Below are 16,821 nucleotides of genomic sequence, written 5' to 3' on the forward strand. Positions count from 1 at the left end.
GGACAGACGTTGTAGCCGATGAACCCAGACCTCGAAAGGGGGACAATGCACCACAACGGCCTGCGCACAGCGGTCCTTCTCGGAGCGATGTCCGCCCTGATCATCGGGCTGGGCGCCTGGCTCGGGGGCGGCGGCGCGCTCCCCGTCGCACTGCTCGCCGCACTCGGCATCACCGGTGCCGCCTACCTGTTCGGCGATCGCATCGCCCTCACCGCCCTCCGCGCCCGGCCCGTCGGCGAGGTCGAACAGCCCACGCTCTACCGCATCGTGCGCGAGCTCTCCACCGAGGCCAGGCAACCTATGCCCCGCCTCTACATCTCGCCCACCATGCAGCCCAACGCCTTCGCGACCGGTCGAAACCCCCGCAAGGCCAGCATCTGCGTGACCTACGGCCTCACCGGCCTGCTCAACGAGCAGGAGCTCCGCGGCGTGGTCGGCCACGAGCTGTCCCACATCTACAACCGGGACACCCTCATTTCATGCGTCGCCGCGGCCCTCGCCACGATGATCACATTCGTCGGCTACGTCGCCGCCCTCTTCGGCGGCTCGGACGACGACGAGGGCCCCGGCTTCCTCGGCGCGGTGCTCATGATGGTGCTCGGTCCCGTCGCGGCCGGCCTCATCCAGTCCGCCATCGCCCGCGCTCGCGAATACCAGGCCGACGAGGCCGGCGCCTTCCTCACCGGCGACCCGCTCGCCCTCGCCTCCGCACTGCGCAAGATCGAGATGTACGGCCGCCGGCACCCCCTGCCCGAGAACGCCCGCCTCGCCTCCGCCGCCCATCTCATGATCGCCAACCCGTTCCGCGGGCGCGGCCTCGGCCGCCTCTTCGCCACACACCCCGCCACCGCCGAACGCGTAGCCCGCCTCGAACGCATGGCGGGCTACCGCCGCTGACACCCGCGGCCGACCGCCGCCCGTTCCCCCTTTTTAGCCTTCTATTCGCCTGGCAGCTGAAGCCAGGAGTCGCCGGCCTTGTCGGGAATGCCGAAAGAGTCCTTCTTTCGGGTATCGCCGTTCCTCGGGTCGACCGCATAGCGCGCCGCCCCCGCGAATGCCCGATCGCCAGTCGACAGCCTCGTCCACAGAGTGAGGTTTCCCGAGGCGTCGAAATAAAGGCTGTGCGGATGTTCCTGCCGCGGATAACCGAGCTTGACCGCCGACGAAAATACACCTGTCGACAGGTTGTAATGCCGCAGCCCCGTCTTCGCCCCGGCCCGCGAGTATCCGACCACCAGCGCGACCGTCGCCCCGTCCTCCGCCAGCGCGACCGGGCCGTTGCTCGCCACCTCCCGCGGAACCATACGGCTCACCTGCTTGCGGCCGTCCGCGCCGAACACCGCGAACTCCGCCGCGCCTTTCGATGTGAACCGGTTCACCAGCAGACGAGAACCGTCGGGGCCGAACCCGAGGATCTCGTAGGCCGCCGGGATCTCGGCGTGCGTGCCCCGTTCGAGATCGACCAGCACACTTGGCCTCGTGCCCTTCTGGTCGCCCCTATCGTCCCCGTAGTCGAGCACGAGATACCGCCCGTTCGGGGAGAGCCTCGGGTCGATGTCCATCATCCCGAGCCCCTTGGGAGGCTTGGCCACCGCATCGGGAAGTGCCTCCACCGCGCCCGTCGCGACGTTACGCACCACCATCGTGTCGTCCGCCTCGCGGAAGTAGTGGATGAACCGGCCATCCCCACTGACCGCCGTCGGCGCCGGCCAGTACTTCACCGACGTGCCCTTCGCGTCCTTGGCGATAACGCGGACATCCGCGAGCTTCACCACCTTCCCCGACCGCAGCGTCATTTTCCACGGCCCGCAAGGAGCGGTGAAGGTGTTCTTCTCGCATGCGTCGGCCCAAGTGAAGCGCACAGTGTCGTCCGCATTCGCGGTGAAAAGCGCCTCTGGCATGGAAAACGCTCCCGCTTCGGCGGGCACACCCAATGCCATTCCCGCCGCCACGACCACCCCGAACACCACCGGCCTCTTCCCCATGGCTCCTCCTTTTCGCTTGTTCGACCATCACCTTGATGGACGCGAAAAAGCCCGGGAAAGTTGATTACGGACCGGCTACGGCATTGCATTCTCAGCCATCAACGGACCGCTGATCACAGCCTGATCGGCCCCGGCATGCAGGGCGAGATTCCACACGCAGGTGCCGCCGGCCGCCTCCGGCGGCGCGAGCCGTACGCCGCACCGGGCCGTCCCCCGGGGGCGGTGGCCCGAGGCACACGACGGCGTGCGCCCTCGTGGACGACGCTCCCGGCCGTGTGCCCCGGACATGCCTACAAGACCCCGTACGGCGGCAGCCGCCCCCTGAGCCTTGCCCACCCCGCCGACTAGCGATAGTTCGTGAACTGGAGGGCGATGTCCAGGTCCTTGCCCTTCAACAGGGAGATGATCTCCTGCAGGTCATCCTTCTTCTTCGAGCTCACCCGGAGCTCGTCCCCCTGGATCTGAGCCTTGACCCCCTTCGGCCCTTCATCCCGGATGATCTTCGAGACCTTCTTCGCATTGTCTTGGTCGATCCCCTCCTTGAGGGCGACCCCCAAGCGATACTCCTTCCCCGACAGCCGCGGCTCGCCCGGGTCGAGAATCTTCAGCGACAGACCCCGCTTGATCAGCTTCTCCTTGAACACATCGAGAACCGCGTTCGCCCGCTCCTCGGAGTTCGCCCTGATCTCGATGTCCTTCTGCGCCCCCGCCCGGGCGATATTCGCCCCGGTGCCCTTGAAGTCGAACCGGTGCCCGATCTCCTTGAGCGTCTGGTTCAGCGCGTTATCGACCTCCTGCTGGTCGATCTTCGAAACGATGTCGAACGACGAGTCAGCCATACACGACCTTTCCGAGAAGGAAAAACACACCCCCGGCGCCCCCGCCCCCACACCGTCCAACAAACAGCGCGAAGCCAACGCCAGGCCACCCGCATGCACCACACGCCACGGGCCTGATCAGCCTAGCTACCATCCCGCTTACACGGGAGCCGCCGTCCCCACCATCCACCGGCCCCACCGGCCCCTCGTCCCCCACCGTTATGGATGTCACGCCACGCCCAGAAGTCCGCTATTCTTCTACCTGTCGCCGCGAGAGCGGCACACCCCAGGCAGGTTGCCCGAGCGGCCAAAGGGAGCGGTCTGTAAAACCGTCGGCTCAGCCTACGATGGTTCGAACCCATCACCTGCCACCAGCAGGGAAAAGAGCCCCTGACCAGCGGAGACGCGGTCAGGGGTTCTTTCGTTGATATCCGCTGTCCACGGCTGTCGGCGGCTCCCTACGGCTTGTCACGGCGAATGTGCGGCCAAGCTCTCGTTATGCCGGCCAAGTGAGGCGGCTCGATCGCCGACTTCAAGATCACGGTCGGCGGAGAGTCGCTGAAGGCCGTTGCCGCGGAGGTGTCGGACAGGTGGTTTGTCCAGAGCATCTTGCCGTATGCCCCTGGAGAGGTGCCGGTCTGGGCGGATCCGAAGCGGGAGAAGCGCGCAGAGCAGCAGAAGCCCGCAAGAGGCGATGGCTGCGGCACGTCGTGAAGCCCACGTTCGCCGCACGTGTGAACAGGGAGCGACCGGCGCCGCCCGAGGCATGTGGCGCCGTTCGCGGCCTCCTGTTGATGAGGGCGTCGAAGTCGCGTTCGATGCCGTTGGCGAACGAGCGCAGCGGGGCGACGTCGGCGGCGTGGACGGCACTCAGCCAGGGCTTGAGGGCGGCGGCCCGTGCTGTCTGTGCGAACAAGGATCTTGAGCGGCGGCCTGGGATCAGGTGAATGCGCGGTCGACGTTATTCGAATTCGCTCGACGGAGGGGACTCGTGCTGTGCTCCCCAGTCCCACAGTGCTTGGAGCACAGGGCCGAGACGGCGTCCGTGTGCGGTGAGTGTGTAGTGGACCCTGGGCGGCCAGCTTGGTAGGCGGCGGCGTTCGAGCACTCCGGCATTTGTCAGGTGAGCCAGCCGGTCGGAGAGGACTTTGTCCGACAGTGCGGGCAGGGTGTGGCGGAGCTCGGTGAAGGTGTGGTCGCCTCGCAGGAATTCCCGGATCAGCAGGGTCGTCCAGCGGCCGTGCAGGGTGGCGAGGGTGATCTCCACAGGGCAGGAGGGGGTGGGTTCGGTGACGTTTGCACGAGGATCGTCGGGTAAGCCCGGTTGGGCTGTGTAACCAACCGTTTGGTGAGTCACGAAGGCGTCTCCTAGCGTTATCGCGTCCGATTGATGTCGCCCTGCTGGAAGGACGCACATCGATGCTCTGGCAGCTCGCTGAACGTCCTGAGTGACGTGCCCATGGTATTCGCCGAGAGGTTCAACGCCGGTGATGCGGCGGTGGCGCCGGTCCGCAACGCGGCGACACGGCATCTGACGGATTGATGATCTTTCGTACGGGGGCCTGAAGTGGCCCGGACATCGTCCGGGCCACTTCAGCACATCTCCTGTGTCACGCTACTGCGCTACCGACAACGCGTCGGAACGCCGGACGTAGACGCGGCAAGACACCGTTGCCCTGCTTCGCTAGCCCTGTTTCGCTAAAGGCCAGAGCGACACGGCCGCGTGCCACACATCGGTCAGCCCTTACGCGGTGGCGCCCTGCTGCTGACTGATCACGAAATCCTGGAGGATCAAGGACTTGTCCTGTGCGAGAAACACACCGCCGCGAGCGGCAGGATCCCAGCCATTCGCGAGAGCATGCTCGACGACCGCCCGCACATCCCTTGGGGTAGGGAATGCCGTGTCGGTTGCGCAATATCCCCAGGGCCCACCTTCGTAGGTCGAAACCAGGTCCGCCTGGAGCCTCTGACCGTTCTTTCCTCCGCCCCAGACCCGGAGACGGACACACCGCCGACAAGCCCCATCGCCCGTTGTATGGCCGATACGCGCCGTCCAGACGAAGACCTGGTTGCCAATGCGCAACGTCCGCATCCTGCTCTTCACGCACACGCCTCCGAAGCTTAAGGAGCACTCACGGGCCCGGCACGGCTTCAACGCTAACGCACGGGATGTACGCAGGATGCTCTCTGAGGGAGAGGAACGGGATTCCCGCTTATCCGATCAAGGTGATGGTCGCCGGCGAGGGCATCGACTCGACGTTTTGTTCGCTGACCTCGGTAGCTGGGCAACGGCAGGGCCGCGTCAGTCCGACTCGCCTAAACATCCTTAAACGCTCTGATAGGTATTGGGTAGCAGGTCGACTACTCGCATTAATCACTGAAATAAGCTAGTGCAGCGGTTTGCATCATGCAGTAGGTGCATCTACTACATAGTCCTATCAGGTGATATTTCCCAGTCCGGTCCTCGAAATGGTTGGTAGCCGGGCGCTAGGAAACCGGAAAACTCGACGCGCAGTCGCAGGTTAGGTGGGGCGTCGGCTCCGTTGATCTGAGCCACGTGGAGATCGGCGAGGTTGTGGTTACGCACTGCGTGAACGTAGTCGAGCAAGAGGTCGGGGACCCAGCCCAGCTCCACGCCATCCCCGGTGACCAGCAGCGCGCGGGGGTTCGCGGGATTCTCCGGGTTATCACGCAGCTCGAGAAGCTCGCCGATCCGGAGTTGGGAGATCCGTGCCTCGTGTCCAGATAGGTGGCGCAAACCGTGTACGAAGAACGTTGCTGAGGTTTGGCCGTTCTCATTCACATGAGGTTCCGGCACCAGGAAGATCGCATCACCCGCGCGTCGTCCCCCAGAGCGGCCCAGGATCGTCAGCTCGGAAGAGTTGGCGCTCAGCCCCAGCACGTTTAGATACTGTTGGTAGTCCGGTCGACGCCGATTCATGATCCTCTGGCTGAACAATGGAAAGAGATTCTTTGACCGGTAATGGCGGGTCAGATCGGCGAAACCGAGCAGTGGCCTAAAGCCAGGAATGTCGCGAACCCGTTGGAGGTAGGCGAAGACGAACCCCGCAGGGGAAGTCCGCAGGACCCCTACCGGCGAGATGGAGCGAGTCTTAGGATCTTGCCGGGCGACGATCAATCGGGTCGACCCCCCTCGCGAGCGAGCTTTGCTAGACGAAGGCGGAGCGGCAATGGTCACTGGGCTATCCATCGAGCAGCCTCCTCCGGTTGGTGTCCATGAGCTCCACTGCGAACGTACGTGCCTCCACTGACATTTCCGGGGTCGTGGACGCCAGCATGTTCAGATGATCTTTACCCAAGTCTCGCACTCGGTCCCTCCAGTATGCGCGAACAGCCTCACTGAGCATCTCTAGCCCCCGCCGCGCGAACTCCACGAGAGTCACCTTCCTGCAGTCCTGGAACCGATGCGCAGTGCCGTTCCGCAGGTATGCCTCCCACTCGACGGGGTTGCCGAGCTTCCTCCTCCGATGATCATCGGTCAGATGGAAGCCGAGGCTTGTCGCGTGATCGTATGTGGGACATAGGCCGCGGTCCGTCTCTTCCGGCCCCAGGAGGACCGCCCAGTTGGCCGAGTGTCGGTCGCGGTTAGCGATCACTGCGTCGAGCACTAAGTAGCCGGCAAAGAGATCGAAAGCATTGAACCGAGGTGGGAGGTTGGAGTTTGGCGGTGGTCCGAACTTATGCAAGACCGTGCGGATGTTGTCGAGGGTATGTCCGGCACGGTGCTTATCCCTTGGGTCATGAGTGCCCAGGTGGTCGGAGAGGAGCACATGTCCGGGCTGGAGCTCCCAAAATTCGGGCTTGACGTCGTAGGAGACGCATCCTCGTTTTCCGTTGCGGACGGCGAGGTCAATCCGCGCCGCGGGGACGCCCAGTCGCTGGGCCACCTCTGAGGCGAGTTTCTCTGGCCAGTGATCTGCCTGCTCGGCGGTGTCATTGCGGACGTTCGGCTTGAACAACGCCGACAGGCTGGTATTCGGGTCGATCAGCCAGATCTTCTCATCAGACCCGTCTGCTTCAAATTGGTCGACATCCCAGCCCGTGACGTCAACCACCGGGAACATCTTGGCCATCCCATTACAGTACCAAGTGATCTGATCACTCTAAGTTAGAGTCGACCAAGCGGTCCATCCAACTGCAGTGGCTTGGACCCAAAGGTTCTACCATAACGTGATCTCAGTAAATTGCTGGTGATGCTCACCCTTCCTGCGTGTGAGGCTAACCGCCGGGCTCTCGATGTCGCCGAATTGGCTGAGGCCGACACCCAATTTTGACGCAGGGGCTGGTGGACCCGATCCATCCCGTGACGCAGGTACGCCGAGGTTCGTTATGGATAAGGTGTTTCCGCATCATCGGGGGCGTGGGGGAATGTACGGCTCCGGACGGCAGCCGGTTTAGGACCTGCTGCCGCCGCGGAGGTGGACCGGGTGCCGGCCCGGCCCGGCCGCGGTTGTCTCAGGCGTGTGCAACGCGAGCCTGATCCTGTCGCTGGGGCTAGCGAGTCGGGGCGATGGCGTCGAACTCGATGGGGAGGTGGCGGGGGCCGCGCAGGGCCGGGTTGGGGCGGTACGGCGGGGGCTCGGCGACCAGTCGGGGGTTGACCAGCCGATGGGCCAGGGCGGAGAGGGCCACCTGGGTTTCGACCCGGGCCAGGGGGGCGCCGTAGCAGTAGTGGATGCCGCTGCCGAAGCCGAGGTGGGCGTTGTCGGTGCGGTCGGGGTCGAAGCGGTCAGGGTTGGTGAAGCGGTTGGGGTCGCGGCTGCCGGCGGCGAGGACGAGCGTGAGGGGTGAGCCCTGCGGGATGGTGGTGCCGGCGAGGTCGATGTCCGCCAGGGTGCTGCGACTGGTCAGCATGTGCACCGGTGGTTCGTAGCGGAGGAGTTCCTCGACGAGCGGGGTGACCAGGTGGGGTTCGCGGCGCAGCCGTTCGAGCGTGTCGGGGTGGCGCAGCAGGGTGAGTATGCCGTTGGCGACGAGGTTGACGGTGGTCTCATGGCCGGCGATCAGCAGCAGCGAGGCGGTGTTGAGCACGTCGGCGCGGGACATCGGCCCGTGCGGTCCGGCGTCGGTGAGCATGCCGGAGATCAGGTCGTCGCCGGGGTGGAGGGCGCGGGCGTCGGCGAGGGTGTTGAAGTACTCGCCCAGTTCGCGCCTGAGCTGGGTTCTTCTGCGCTGGCGCTCCTCGAATGTTCCGGTGGTGGGGTCGATGGTCTCGACGGTGGCGTCGGCCCAGAGGTGGAAGCGCGGCTCGTCTTCGCGTGGCACGCCGAGCAGGTGGCAGATCGCGGTTACGGGGAGCGGGTAGGTGAACTCTTCGACGGCGTCGATGCGGTTTTTTCCGGCGAAGCCGTCGATCAGGTCGTTGGTGACCTTGGTGAGCCATGGGCGGAGCGCTTCGATGCGCGCGGGGGTGTGAGGCGGCCCGAACGGGCGCATGGCCAGTTCCCGCAGCCGGTCGTGGTCGGGTGGGTCCAGGCCGATGAAGGGGAGGAGCAGCGCGGATGACTCGTCCTCGCCGGTCAGGCGGGGGTGCTTGCGGGGATCGGAGCTGACCCGCGGGTCGTGCAGCAGCGCGACGATCTCGTCGTAGGTGCTGACCACGTAGGTGCCGTCGGCTTCCCGCGTCACCGGGGTTTTGCGCAGCTCGGCGTACAGCGGGTACGGGTTCGCCCGGTTGGTGGGGTCGAGGATCTGCTGGAAGAGGCTGGCCTGTGCCATGACGATGCCTTTCGTGAGCGTCGCCCATGCCCGGTCGCCGTTGGCGCGTTGGGCGGCGCTCTGGCGAGAGGTCGGGTCAGTGGTGACGGATGAGTTCGGCGCGGCGCTCGCTGGGGTCGTGGCCGGTCACGATGACGGTGGCGTGCAGGTCACGGACCGGCTGCTCGGGCATCTGCGCCGACATGGGTTCCCGTTCGGCCGGCCGGTCGACGACATCGTGCTCGGGCGGGAACGGCGCAGCCGCCTCGATCAGGCGCTGGTAGAACTCCAGCCACTTGCCCTGGTCGAACGCGACCGCGGCGATGATGCGCCCGGCATGCCCGTAGGCGGCCACGAAGCGCCGCTCGGCGAGGGAGCCCTGGGTGATGACGACCTGGTCGGCGAAGGTCGGTACGCCTACCGACTTGATGGTGATGCCGAACTGGTTCGACCAGAACATCGGGCTGGCCAGGTGCGGCCACCGGTCGGCCTGGGCGCTGACCATGTTGTGTGCGGCGACCTGGGCCTGGGTGACCGCGTTGCCCCAGTGTTCCAGCGCTAGGAACTGGTAGTTGTAGAGCGGATGCGGGAATCGCGCGACGTCCCCGGCCACGAAGACGTCGTCGGTGGTCACGCCGTTGATGTCGAACGCCCGGCAACCGGCGTCGCAGGCCACTCCCCACACGCCGGCGGCCAGTCCCGAGTCGTGCAGCCATTCGGTGTTGCGTACGGCGCCGAGCGCCACCACGGCCACGTCGGCGTCGAGTGCGGTGCCGTCGGACAGGTGGGCGCGGCGCAGCCGGCCGGAGTCGTCGCCTTCCAGGCGTGTGACGGTGAGGCCGCAGCGCAGGTCGACGCCGTGCTCGCGCTGCAGGTCGGCGGCCACCGCGCCGATCACCCCGCCCAAGGCCCCCACCAGGGGCGCCTGGCCCCGTTCGACGACTGTGACCGCCAGGTCGCGTTGGCGGCAGACCGAGGCGACCTCGGACCCGGTGAACCCGGCGCCGATGATCAGCACTCGCCGGGGCCGGCGGTCCAGTAGGCGCCGCAACGCGGCGGCGTCGTCGCTGGTGCGCACCACGACCACGCCGTCGAGCTCGGCCTCGGCCTCGTTGAACCACGGTCGGGCACGGGTCCCGGTGGCGATCAACAGGCGGTCGTAGTCGACCGAGCCGCCGTCAGCGAGCAGGACCTGCTTGGCGACGGGGTCCAGCCCGGTGGCGCGGACGCCGAGCAGCCACTGCGCGTTGACATCGTCGCTGAACGGCAGGCGGGTGCGGTCGGCGGTGATCCAGCCGTCGATGACGTGTTTGGACAGGGGCGGGCGGTCGTATGACCTATGCCGCTCTTCCCCGATCATCGTCAGCGAACCGGTGAAGCCCTCCCGGCGCAGGGTCGCTGCGGCGGTCAGGCCCGCCAGCGACGCACCGACGATCACAATGTGACCTTCGCGCCGCAGGCGCTCGATCGCCTGGTCCACCGTGCCCACCGCGGCTGGGCTGTGCGCTGCGCGCCGCGCCGGGATCGCCGCGGCCACCCCTGTGGGTGCTGTGGCGGAATCCTCTCCGTCGATCCGGTCCACTCGGATGGCCTGCACCGGGCACGCCGCCGCGGCCCGCAGGACGTGCTCACGCTGCGCCTCGTCGGGTTCGGGGTCGTACATCAGCGCCTCGGCGCCCTGTAGCCGGAACACCTCGGGAGCCAGAAAGGCGCACTGCGCATACCCCTGGCAGCGAGTCAGGTTCACCACAACCCTCATGACCTCCACCTTCCCGCCTCATGTGGCCTCACGCTGTGCTTTCCACCAGGTACCAGCCAAACCTCCGCAAGCCGCCTTAAAGCTCCCCCTCGACAGGGTGCGTGCGGCCGACCCGAGGGAGGTGGCGAGGTTCGCGGGCCGGGGACAACGCGCGGGCCGGGGACATCGCGCGGATCAGGAGCAGGAGCCTCGCTCGGAGGTGGTGGGGGCAGGGATGGGGGCTGGGGCCGTACGAGTGGGGTGGTGGGGGGATCCACGGGCGGCCGGGTGATGGGCCGGCCACCAGTGGATGATCTACGAGGCATCGTCAAGGCTTGAGAAGCTTGTCGATGATGTAGACGTTGGCGTTGGCTGTCATGATGGCGCCGCAGGTGACGTTGGCGTCCTTGACGGTGATGGTGCCGTTCCCCTTGGTGGTCAGGGTTCCGCCTTCAAGGGTGGTGAGCGTGGCGCTCTTGAGGTCGGCCGGCTTCTTGCGGCCTTCCACCACGTGGTACTTGAGGATCTTCCTGAGCTTCTCCTTGTCGCCGAGGAGCTCGCTGAGCTGGTCCTGCGGCACCTTGGCGAATGCTTCGTTGGAAGGGACAAACACCGTGATGTCCTTGGCGTCGTTCAAGGTGTCGGTGAGTCCTGCCCGCTTGACGGCGGCGGCGAAGGTGGTGAGGCTCGGGCTGCTGGCCGCGGCGGCGACGACGGGTTTGCTCGCCATGTCGGTGAGGCTGCCCGGGCCGGAGCTCGGGATGGCCTTGCAGGCGGGGCCGACGGGTGGGACGATCGCCGGCGGCGTTCCGGTCGGCGTCGTCGTGGCCGTGCCGGTGGGCGTCGGTGTGGTGGTCTGGGCCTCGGTGGGAGTCACCCCCGGGGTGCCCGTCTCCTCTCCGGGCGGGGGCGCGGTGCCTCCGGGGACCCCGGGTTCGGTGCCGCCGGGCGCGGGTGGCGCTTCAGGTCCCGGCTCGCCTGGCGCTTGGCCGGGTGGTGCCTCTGTGGCGGGTGCGGCCGCCGGCTGCGCTGCTTGCTTGGCGATCCGTGTTTGGGCTGGCGTTGTGCCGCAGGCCCCGGTGAGGGCCACTGCGGCCAGCGCCGACGCGAGTAGAGCGGTCCTGTTCATGCGGTCGTTCCCCCCGTTTTTATCGACCACAATGGGTCTGCTGTCGCACCCGGGCATAAAGGACGTTCGCCCGGCGACGGGTATATACCCAGCCAAAACAGGCGAGATGGTCATGCTGGTTGTCTGTGGTGCATGTGTCGTGTACCGGTACAGGTGGGATTCGGCTTAGTGTGTGGCCTCATGGAGAGGCGTTGGGTCGGGCCGGATGGCTACGAGATCACCTCGGCCATGCGCGCGGGACGCCAAGTGCTCCGTATCCGTAGGCATGGCCGACTCGTGGCCGACTGCGTATCGGTCGAGCAGGTGGCGGGATTCGTCGACCTCGCCGATCTCTGTGAGGTCATCCCGCTGCCCAGACGGGATTCAGGCCGACGAATGGCCGTTACATAGCGCTGGGGCATCCGAGAAGAGTTCCCCGTGGCACGGTCCATGCGGGAAGGCGACTGCGTTGAAGAATTCTGTACCGATCCTTGCTCCGGCCATGTCTCTGGCGGCGGGTCTCGCCCCTCGCGCCGTCAGGGGGCCGTCACAAGGTCGCCGGACGGCTGTCACGGGGCCGCCCATCGGCGGGCCTTTCGGCGAGTACGGCAGGAGCCGCGAGATCGGCTGCGGGCACCGTACACCGCCATCGTCACGTTGAGTGACTTCCGGGGCGGGGTTAAACCCTGCTTTGCCGCCGAAGGGGACTTTCGCGCGTCCAGCTCGGCGGCAGGCCCTGCCGAGGGGGCGCTGAGCCCTGCTGAGGGGGCGCTGCCGCCGTCTCGTGACGGGTACGGCGGGGCCCCCGGTGTGGTGATCCAGGGCCCCGTGGTGTCCTGTGGTCGAAGGGGGACGCAAGTCTGACGTTCGGGGGGAACATTATGAGGTGGACTATTGGCCCGATTGCGCTGTTTGTGCTGGTCGGCGCATGTGGGAGTGGTAGTGGAACGCGTGTGGAGCGCAAGACCGCACCCTCGCCTTCGCGTGCGATGCCGGTGTATGTCGTTGCCTATATGGGCCGGCCGCTCCAGCGTCCGCCCGCCATGGGGCTGAACAAGGTCTCCGCCATGACCAAGATCCAATGGCGGTCGTGGGGAGGTGCCACCGCGGTCGGCGTGGGGGAGGTGAACGGCTTGTGGTGCCTGCCTCAATGCGAGACCAAGGGATATCCCGCGACGATCACACTCAGTAACATTCGCTGGGGGAAGCGGGGCGGGTTCTACGCCGGTTTCACCGTCAACGCCCCGGGGCTGCCCGAGGAGCAGGCCAAGCGTCTCACCGATCAGAGATTCAGCTCGCGCGAGCGGTGACGTGATCAGGGCGGGTCTCGCGGAGGGCGATCCGGTGGACAGGCTCGGGTGACGAGTGCGGCGCGGCCGGCGCCGTTGGCGCGGTCGTCTGTCACGGTCGTCTGTCGGGCTCCGGATCGCCCTCTCCGCCCTCTGGGGCTTGGGGCGGTGCTGGTCACGCGGGTGCCGGGAGAGGGGGAGCGTGTCGGTGCCGGGGGAACTTCAGATGATTCGCGCACGGGGCGAGCCCGGTGTATGGTTACACCTGTCCGCAGCGCGGACGAGGCCCCGTTAGCTCAGTCGGCAGAGCGTCTCCATGGTAAGGAGAAGGTCTACGGTTCGATTCCGTAACGGGGCTCCACTCCTTTAAAGGGCCTGTCCCGGGTTTTCCGGAGCGGGCCTTTTCGCTTAGATGAAGTATTGATTTACGGTCTGCGGCGTTCTTGCGGCATACTGGGGGGGTGCCTGGCCCGCTCCGGCGGGGCTGGAGCGATGTGCGAGACACTCGCTCGGGTCGGGTATCCTTTCGTGGCCGGTTTAGTTTGCCGGTCCAAGGCGGAGTAGCTCAGTCAGGCAGAGCAAACGGCTCATAATCGTTGTGTCGCCGGTTCAAGTCCGGCCTCCGCTACTACCCTCCTCAGCCACCTCGCAAGGGTGGCTGACGTGGGTTGTCCCTAGTCCCAAACGTAGAAAGGCACTCCCACGTGGCTGCCACCGACGTTAGGCCGAAGATCACGCTGGCCTGCCAGGAGTGCAAGCACCGCAACTACATCACGCGGAAGAACCGGCGCAACGACCCGGACCGGCTTGAGCTGAAGAAGTACTGCCCCAACTGCAAGACGCACCAGCCGCACCGCGAGACCCGCTAGGTTCTCCCGCAGGTCCCTGATCGCCGAGGCCGTCGTGCCGCTCCGGTGGCAGGAGTGCTTGCTGTTGCAGTTCATCACGCATCATCACGCAGGACCGGTGTGCCGCTGACGGCACCCGGTCTGTCGTGTTTCCGGACCTTGTTCGGATACCTCGTTCGGGTGCCTTGTTCGGGTGCGTGAGAGCGTTCCTTTGCGTGGCGGTGGGTTCGGGGCGCGGCGCGCCGAATCTTGAGCGTCGATGCAGGCGGCTCCGCCCGCGTACAGTCTTGCTGCCCGCCTTGCTGCCCGCACAGCGTTGAAGGAGTCGAAGACACGATGGCGTTGAACCGCGATTTCATCGGGCGCGTATACCCGCCCTCAGCCCCCTATGAGGTCAGCCGGGTGAAGATCCGCGAGTTCGCCACCGCCATCGGCGACGCGAACCCGATGTGTCTCGACACCGAGCTCGCCCGGGCCGCGGGACACTCCGACGTGGTGGCCCCGCCGACCTTCCCGATCGTGTTCTGCCTCCCGAGCGACGCGCTGATCGACCCCGAGCTCGGCCTCAACTACGCGATGGTGGTCCACAGCGAGCAGCGGTTCGAATACCAGCGTCCGATCGTGGCCGGCGACGAGCTCGTCAGCACCGCGACGATCACCGAGATCCGCAGCATCGCCCGCAACGAACTGATCACCATCAAGACAGACATCGTCGACGTCCACGGCAAACTCGTCTGCACCGCCTACAACAGCATCGTCGAGCGCGGAGGAGCGGCATAACCATGGCTGCCACGGTCAAATACGACGACGTCGAGGTCGGCCAGGAGATCCCCGCCGCCGACTACCCCGTCCGCCGCGTCAACCTGGTGATGTACGCCGGGGCCTCCGGAGACTTCAACCCCATCCACTGGAACGAGCGCTTCGCGAAGACCGTCGGTCTGCCTGACGTCATCGCCCACGGGATGTACACCATGGCCCAGGGCGGCCGTTTCATCACCGACTGGGTGGGAGACCCGGGCGCGGTCATCGACTACGGAGTCCGTTTCTCCTCCATGGTGGTCGTGCCCGACGACGACCAGGGCACCGTCATCCGGGTGAGCGGTGTGGTGAAGGAGAAACTTGAGGACAAGCGCGTGGTCGTGGCGCTGACCGTCAAGTCCGGCGACTCGCGGGTCCTGTCCCGGGCCCAGTCGGTCGTCCAGCTTGCCTGACTTCCTGACCCGCAATCACTCGAGCCGCGAATGCGGCACGGAACGCCGGATGACCGTTTCTTCCGCCCCGACCCCATAAGCTGGCAAGGCTGGACGGGTACCGCTGGGTTGAGGACACGCATGGCTGACCGGATAGAGGGCGTACGGCTTGCGCCGTACACCACACTGAAGCTGGGCGGACCGGCTCGCGCGTTCACGGAAGTGAGATCGGCCGAGGCGCTGGTCCACGTGATCGGCGAGGCCGACCGGAACGAAGAGCCGGCGCTCCTGCTGGGCGGCGGCAGTAACCTCGTGGTCTCTGACGAGGGTTTCGACGGGCTTGTCGTGCGCGTGGCCTCCCGCGGCGTCACCGCGGCCGAGGCCGGCGACATGGTCCTCGTCACCGTCCAAGCGGGCGAGGACTGGGACTGGCTCGTCGAGCGGGCCGTAGCGGAACAATGGTCGGGCATCGAATGCCTGTCCGGCATTCCCGGCCTGGTGGGGTCGACGCCGATCCAGAACGTCGGTGCCTACGGGCAGGACGTGTCGCAGACCATCGCCCGGGTCCGGGTTTTCGACCGCACCACGCGAGACATCCTCGACCTCGACGCCGAGCGCTGCGGCTTCTCCTACCGCTACAGCATGTTCAAGGCCCAGCCGACACGCCACGTGGTCCTGTCTGTCACCTACGCCCTCGAACGGTCACCCCTGTCCGGCCCGATCGCCTACAAGGAACTCGCCCTCACCTTGGGCGTCGAGCTCGGCGACCGGGTGCCGCTCGCCGACGCCCGCAAAGCCGTACTCGCCCTCCGGCGCTCCAAAGGCATGGTGCTCGACACCCGCGACCCCGACACCTTCAGCGCCGGCTCGTTCTTCACCAACCCGGTGTTAACCGAAAAGCAGGCCATCGAGCTCGAAGTACGTGCCCCAGGTCACCCACGCTGGGACATGTCGGACGGCACCGTCAAAGTGCCGGCCGCCTGGCTCATCGAACGGGCAGGCTTCGCCAAGGGCTACAGCCGGGGCGCCGCACGCATCTCCACCAAACACACCCTGGCCCTGACCAACCCCGGCCTCTCGGCGACCACCCACGAGCTCCTCGCCCTCGCCCGCGAGGTCCGCGACGGCGTCCGCAGCCGCTTCGGCGTCACCTTGGTCAACGAGCCGGTCCTGGTGGGCCTGGCGTTTTGATGGCGACGCTTCGCGTCGCGGGGAATGGGCTCTTGATCCGGTGTTTTCCCTCCTCGTTGAGGGGCGGGCCCTGGTTGGCCCATGCCTGGGGGGCTGTTAGCATGCAAGCGAAACACCGAAGGGGAGTAGTCCCAATCGCGTGATCGACATGCTGGCACGCAGTGCGTGCCCGGTCGCGCGGGCCTTCACGGGCGGACGAGACCTTCGGCCTGGCGGTTATGCACAACTGCTGCCGGGCCGAAGTCGCGTGCCGCAGAGCAGTTTCCCTCGGTTTCGCTTCCGCTTCCGGCCCGGTCGCACGGCGCAGAGAGGCGACCTTGGAAGCGTTCTGGATCAGCCTGGTTGTGATCTTCGTGGCGGAGCTCGGCGATAAAAGCCAGCTCATGGCCATGACTTTCGCGACCCGGTTCAAAGCATGGCCGGTTCTGGCCGGCATCACGCTCGCGACGACCGTTGTGCACCTGATCAGTGTGGCCCTCGGCGGGCTCGTCGGTGACGTGCTCCCCACAACGGCGATCAGCATTGTCGCCGGCATCGCGTTCCTCGGGTTCGCGATCTGGACTCTCCGTGGGGATGAGCTCACCGACGAGGAGGCGCGTAAGGCGCAGAGCACGACAAGGTCTGCGCTGATCGCGGTGACGGTCGCGTTCTTCCTCGCCGAGCTCGGGGACAAGACGATGCTCGCCACCATCACCCTCGCCACGCAGCATGGGTGGTTGGGCACGTGGATCGGTTCGACCGTCGGCATGGTGGCGGCCGACGCGTTGGCCATCGTCGTGGGCCGGATGCTCGGCAAGCACCTCCCGGAAAAGATCATCCGGTACGGCGCAGCCGCCGCGTTCGCCGTCTTCGGCGTCATCTTGATCGTGCAGCCGCTGGTCGGCTGACGGCGGTGCCGGGAGGCGACGCGGCTGTCAGCTCAGCAGGACGCGGTCA

At 66.4% G+C, this 16,821-nt stretch carries 15 protein-coding genes and 3 tRNA genes; 10 read left to right on the plus strand and 8 right to left on the minus strand.

What is annotated here, in order from left to right:
* Positions 1 to 45: 45 nt before the first annotated feature.
* A complete protein-coding gene (locus tag BLQ73_RS06065; RefSeq protein WP_093169111.1) occupies positions 46 to 897 on the plus strand; it encodes a M48 family metalloprotease in 852 nt (283 codons plus the stop codon).
* 41 nt (positions 898 to 938) lie between these two features.
* Here BLQ73_RS06065 and BLQ73_RS06070 read toward each other — a convergent pair whose 3' ends face one another.
* The gene (locus tag BLQ73_RS06070) at positions 939 to 1,970 is read right to left on the minus strand and encodes a hypothetical protein (RefSeq protein WP_143020147.1); all 1,032 of its coding nucleotides are present in this window, start codon (positions 1,968 to 1,970) and stop codon (positions 939 to 941) included.
* Positions 1,971 to 2,329: 359 nt separating this feature from the next.
* Positions 2,330 to 2,824, minus strand: coding sequence for a YajQ family cyclic di-GMP-binding protein (locus tag BLQ73_RS06075; protein WP_093169115.1), 495 nt, complete (start codon positions 2,822 to 2,824; stop codon positions 2,330 to 2,332).
* A 268-nt stretch (positions 2,825 to 3,092) separates the two neighbouring features.
* Between BLQ73_RS06075 and BLQ73_RS06080 the strand changes: the two genes are divergently transcribed.
* Positions 3,093 to 3,177 (plus strand) — tRNA-Tyr (locus BLQ73_RS06080).
* A 587-nt stretch (positions 3,178 to 3,764) separates the two neighbouring features.
* Here the strand turns inward: BLQ73_RS06080 and BLQ73_RS06085 are convergent.
* From BLQ73_RS06085 to BLQ73_RS06110, 6 genes are all read right to left on the minus strand, one after another.
* Positions 3,765 to 4,070: a winged helix-turn-helix transcriptional regulator gene (locus BLQ73_RS06085; protein ID WP_245690826.1), complete on the minus strand. Its 306-nt coding sequence runs from the start codon at positions 4,068 to 4,070 to the stop codon at positions 3,765 to 3,767.
* Positions 4,071 to 5,228: 1,158 nt separating this feature from the next.
* Positions 5,229 to 5,942 (minus strand): HIRAN domain-containing protein, encoded by a 714-nt coding sequence (locus tag BLQ73_RS31010; protein WP_143020148.1) that lies wholly within the window; start codon positions 5,940 to 5,942, stop codon positions 5,229 to 5,231.
* Between the two features lie 64 nt (positions 5,943 to 6,006).
* Positions 6,007 to 6,897: a HipA domain-containing protein gene (locus BLQ73_RS06095; RefSeq protein ID WP_093169121.1), complete on the minus strand. Its 891-nt coding sequence runs from the start codon at positions 6,895 to 6,897 to the stop codon at positions 6,007 to 6,009.
* 421 nt (positions 6,898 to 7,318) lie between these two features.
* Entirely contained in the window at positions 7,319 to 8,542 is a 1,224-nt protein-coding gene (locus BLQ73_RS06100) for a cytochrome P450 (RefSeq protein ID WP_093169123.1), read from the minus strand.
* A gap of 76 nt (positions 8,543 to 8,618) precedes the next feature.
* On the minus strand, positions 8,619 to 10,280 hold the full coding sequence (locus tag BLQ73_RS06105) for an FAD-dependent oxidoreductase (protein ID WP_093169287.1): 1,662 nt from the start codon (positions 10,278 to 10,280) through the stop codon (positions 8,619 to 8,621).
* 307 nt (positions 10,281 to 10,587) lie between these two features.
* Positions 10,588 to 11,388 carry a fasciclin domain-containing protein gene (locus BLQ73_RS06110; RefSeq protein ID WP_143020149.1) on the minus strand — a complete coding sequence of 267 codons (801 nt, stop codon included), beginning with the start codon at positions 11,386 to 11,388 and terminating at the stop codon, positions 10,588 to 10,590.
* 992 nt (positions 11,389 to 12,380) lie between these two features.
* Between BLQ73_RS06110 and BLQ73_RS06120 the strand changes: the two genes are divergently transcribed.
* From BLQ73_RS06120 to BLQ73_RS06155, 8 genes are all read left to right on the plus strand, one after another.
* Positions 12,381 to 12,677 carry a hypothetical protein gene (locus BLQ73_RS06120; RefSeq protein ID WP_143020150.1) on the plus strand — a complete coding sequence of 99 codons (297 nt, stop codon included), beginning with the start codon at positions 12,381 to 12,383 and terminating at the stop codon, positions 12,675 to 12,677.
* Between the two features lie 264 nt (positions 12,678 to 12,941).
* Positions 12,942 to 13,017: transfer RNA gene (locus BLQ73_RS06125), tRNA-Thr, on the plus strand.
* A gap of 193 nt (positions 13,018 to 13,210) precedes the next feature.
* A tRNA-Met gene (locus BLQ73_RS06130) sits at positions 13,211 to 13,284 on the plus strand.
* 76 nt (positions 13,285 to 13,360) lie between these two features.
* Positions 13,361 to 13,525 (plus strand): 50S ribosomal protein L33, encoded by a 165-nt coding sequence (gene rpmG, locus BLQ73_RS06135; RefSeq protein ID WP_093169131.1) that lies wholly within the window; start codon positions 13,361 to 13,363, stop codon positions 13,523 to 13,525.
* A gap of 315 nt (positions 13,526 to 13,840) precedes the next feature.
* Positions 13,841 to 14,284, plus strand: a complete 444-nt coding sequence (locus tag BLQ73_RS06140; RefSeq protein ID WP_093169133.1) for a MaoC family dehydratase N-terminal domain-containing protein — start codon at positions 13,841 to 13,843, stop codon at positions 14,282 to 14,284.
* A 2-nt stretch (positions 14,285 to 14,286) separates the two neighbouring features.
* Positions 14,287 to 14,715, plus strand: a complete 429-nt coding sequence (locus BLQ73_RS06145) for a MaoC family dehydratase (RefSeq protein WP_093169135.1) — start codon at positions 14,287 to 14,289, stop codon at positions 14,713 to 14,715.
* Positions 14,716 to 14,835: 120 nt separating this feature from the next.
* The gene (locus BLQ73_RS06150; protein WP_093169137.1) at positions 14,836 to 15,885 is read left to right on the plus strand and encodes a UDP-N-acetylmuramate dehydrogenase; all 1,050 of its coding nucleotides are present in this window, start codon (positions 14,836 to 14,838) and stop codon (positions 15,883 to 15,885) included.
* A gap of 317 nt (positions 15,886 to 16,202) precedes the next feature.
* Complete coding sequence (locus tag BLQ73_RS06155) at positions 16,203 to 16,772, plus strand: TMEM165/GDT1 family protein (protein WP_093169289.1); 570 nt, start codon at positions 16,203 to 16,205, stop codon at positions 16,770 to 16,772.
* The last annotated feature ends 49 nt before the right edge of the window (positions 16,773 to 16,821 follow it).

Source organism: Sinosporangium album (genome assembly GCF_900100605.1).
Taxonomy (GTDB): domain Bacteria; phylum Actinomycetota; class Actinomycetes; order Streptosporangiales; family Streptosporangiaceae; genus Sinosporangium; species Sinosporangium album.

Coding starts and splice junctions, on each gene's coding strand:
- BLQ73_RS06140 (WP_093169133.1), top strand. CDS start 13,841: ATGGCGTTGAACCGCGATTTCATCGGGCGCGTATACCCGCCCTCAGCC.
- BLQ73_RS06110 (WP_143020149.1), bottom strand. CDS start 11,388: ATGAACAGGACCGCTCTACTCGCGTCGGCGCTGGCCGCAGTGGCCCTC.
- BLQ73_RS06075 (WP_093169115.1), bottom strand. CDS start 2,824: ATGGCTGACTCGTCGTTCGACATCGTTTCGAAGATCGACCAGCAGGAG.
- BLQ73_RS06100 (WP_093169123.1), bottom strand. CDS start 8,542: ATGGCACAGGCCAGCCTCTTCCAGCAGATCCTCGACCCCACCAACCGG.
- BLQ73_RS06120 (WP_143020150.1), top strand. CDS start 12,381: ATGGGCCGGCCGCTCCAGCGTCCGCCCGCCATGGGGCTGAACAAGGTC.
- BLQ73_RS06150 (WP_093169137.1), top strand. CDS start 14,836: ATGGCTGACCGGATAGAGGGCGTACGGCTTGCGCCGTACACCACACTG.
- BLQ73_RS06145 (WP_093169135.1), top strand. CDS start 14,287: ATGGCTGCCACGGTCAAATACGACGACGTCGAGGTCGGCCAGGAGATC.
- BLQ73_RS06105 (WP_093169287.1), bottom strand. CDS start 10,280: ATGAGGGTTGTGGTGAACCTGACTCGCTGCCAGGGGTATGCGCAGTGC.
- BLQ73_RS06065 (WP_093169111.1), top strand. CDS start 46: ATGCACCACAACGGCCTGCGCACAGCGGTCCTTCTCGGAGCGATGTCC.
- BLQ73_RS06095 (WP_093169121.1), bottom strand. CDS start 6,897: ATGGCCAAGATGTTCCCGGTGGTTGACGTCACGGGCTGGGATGTCGAC.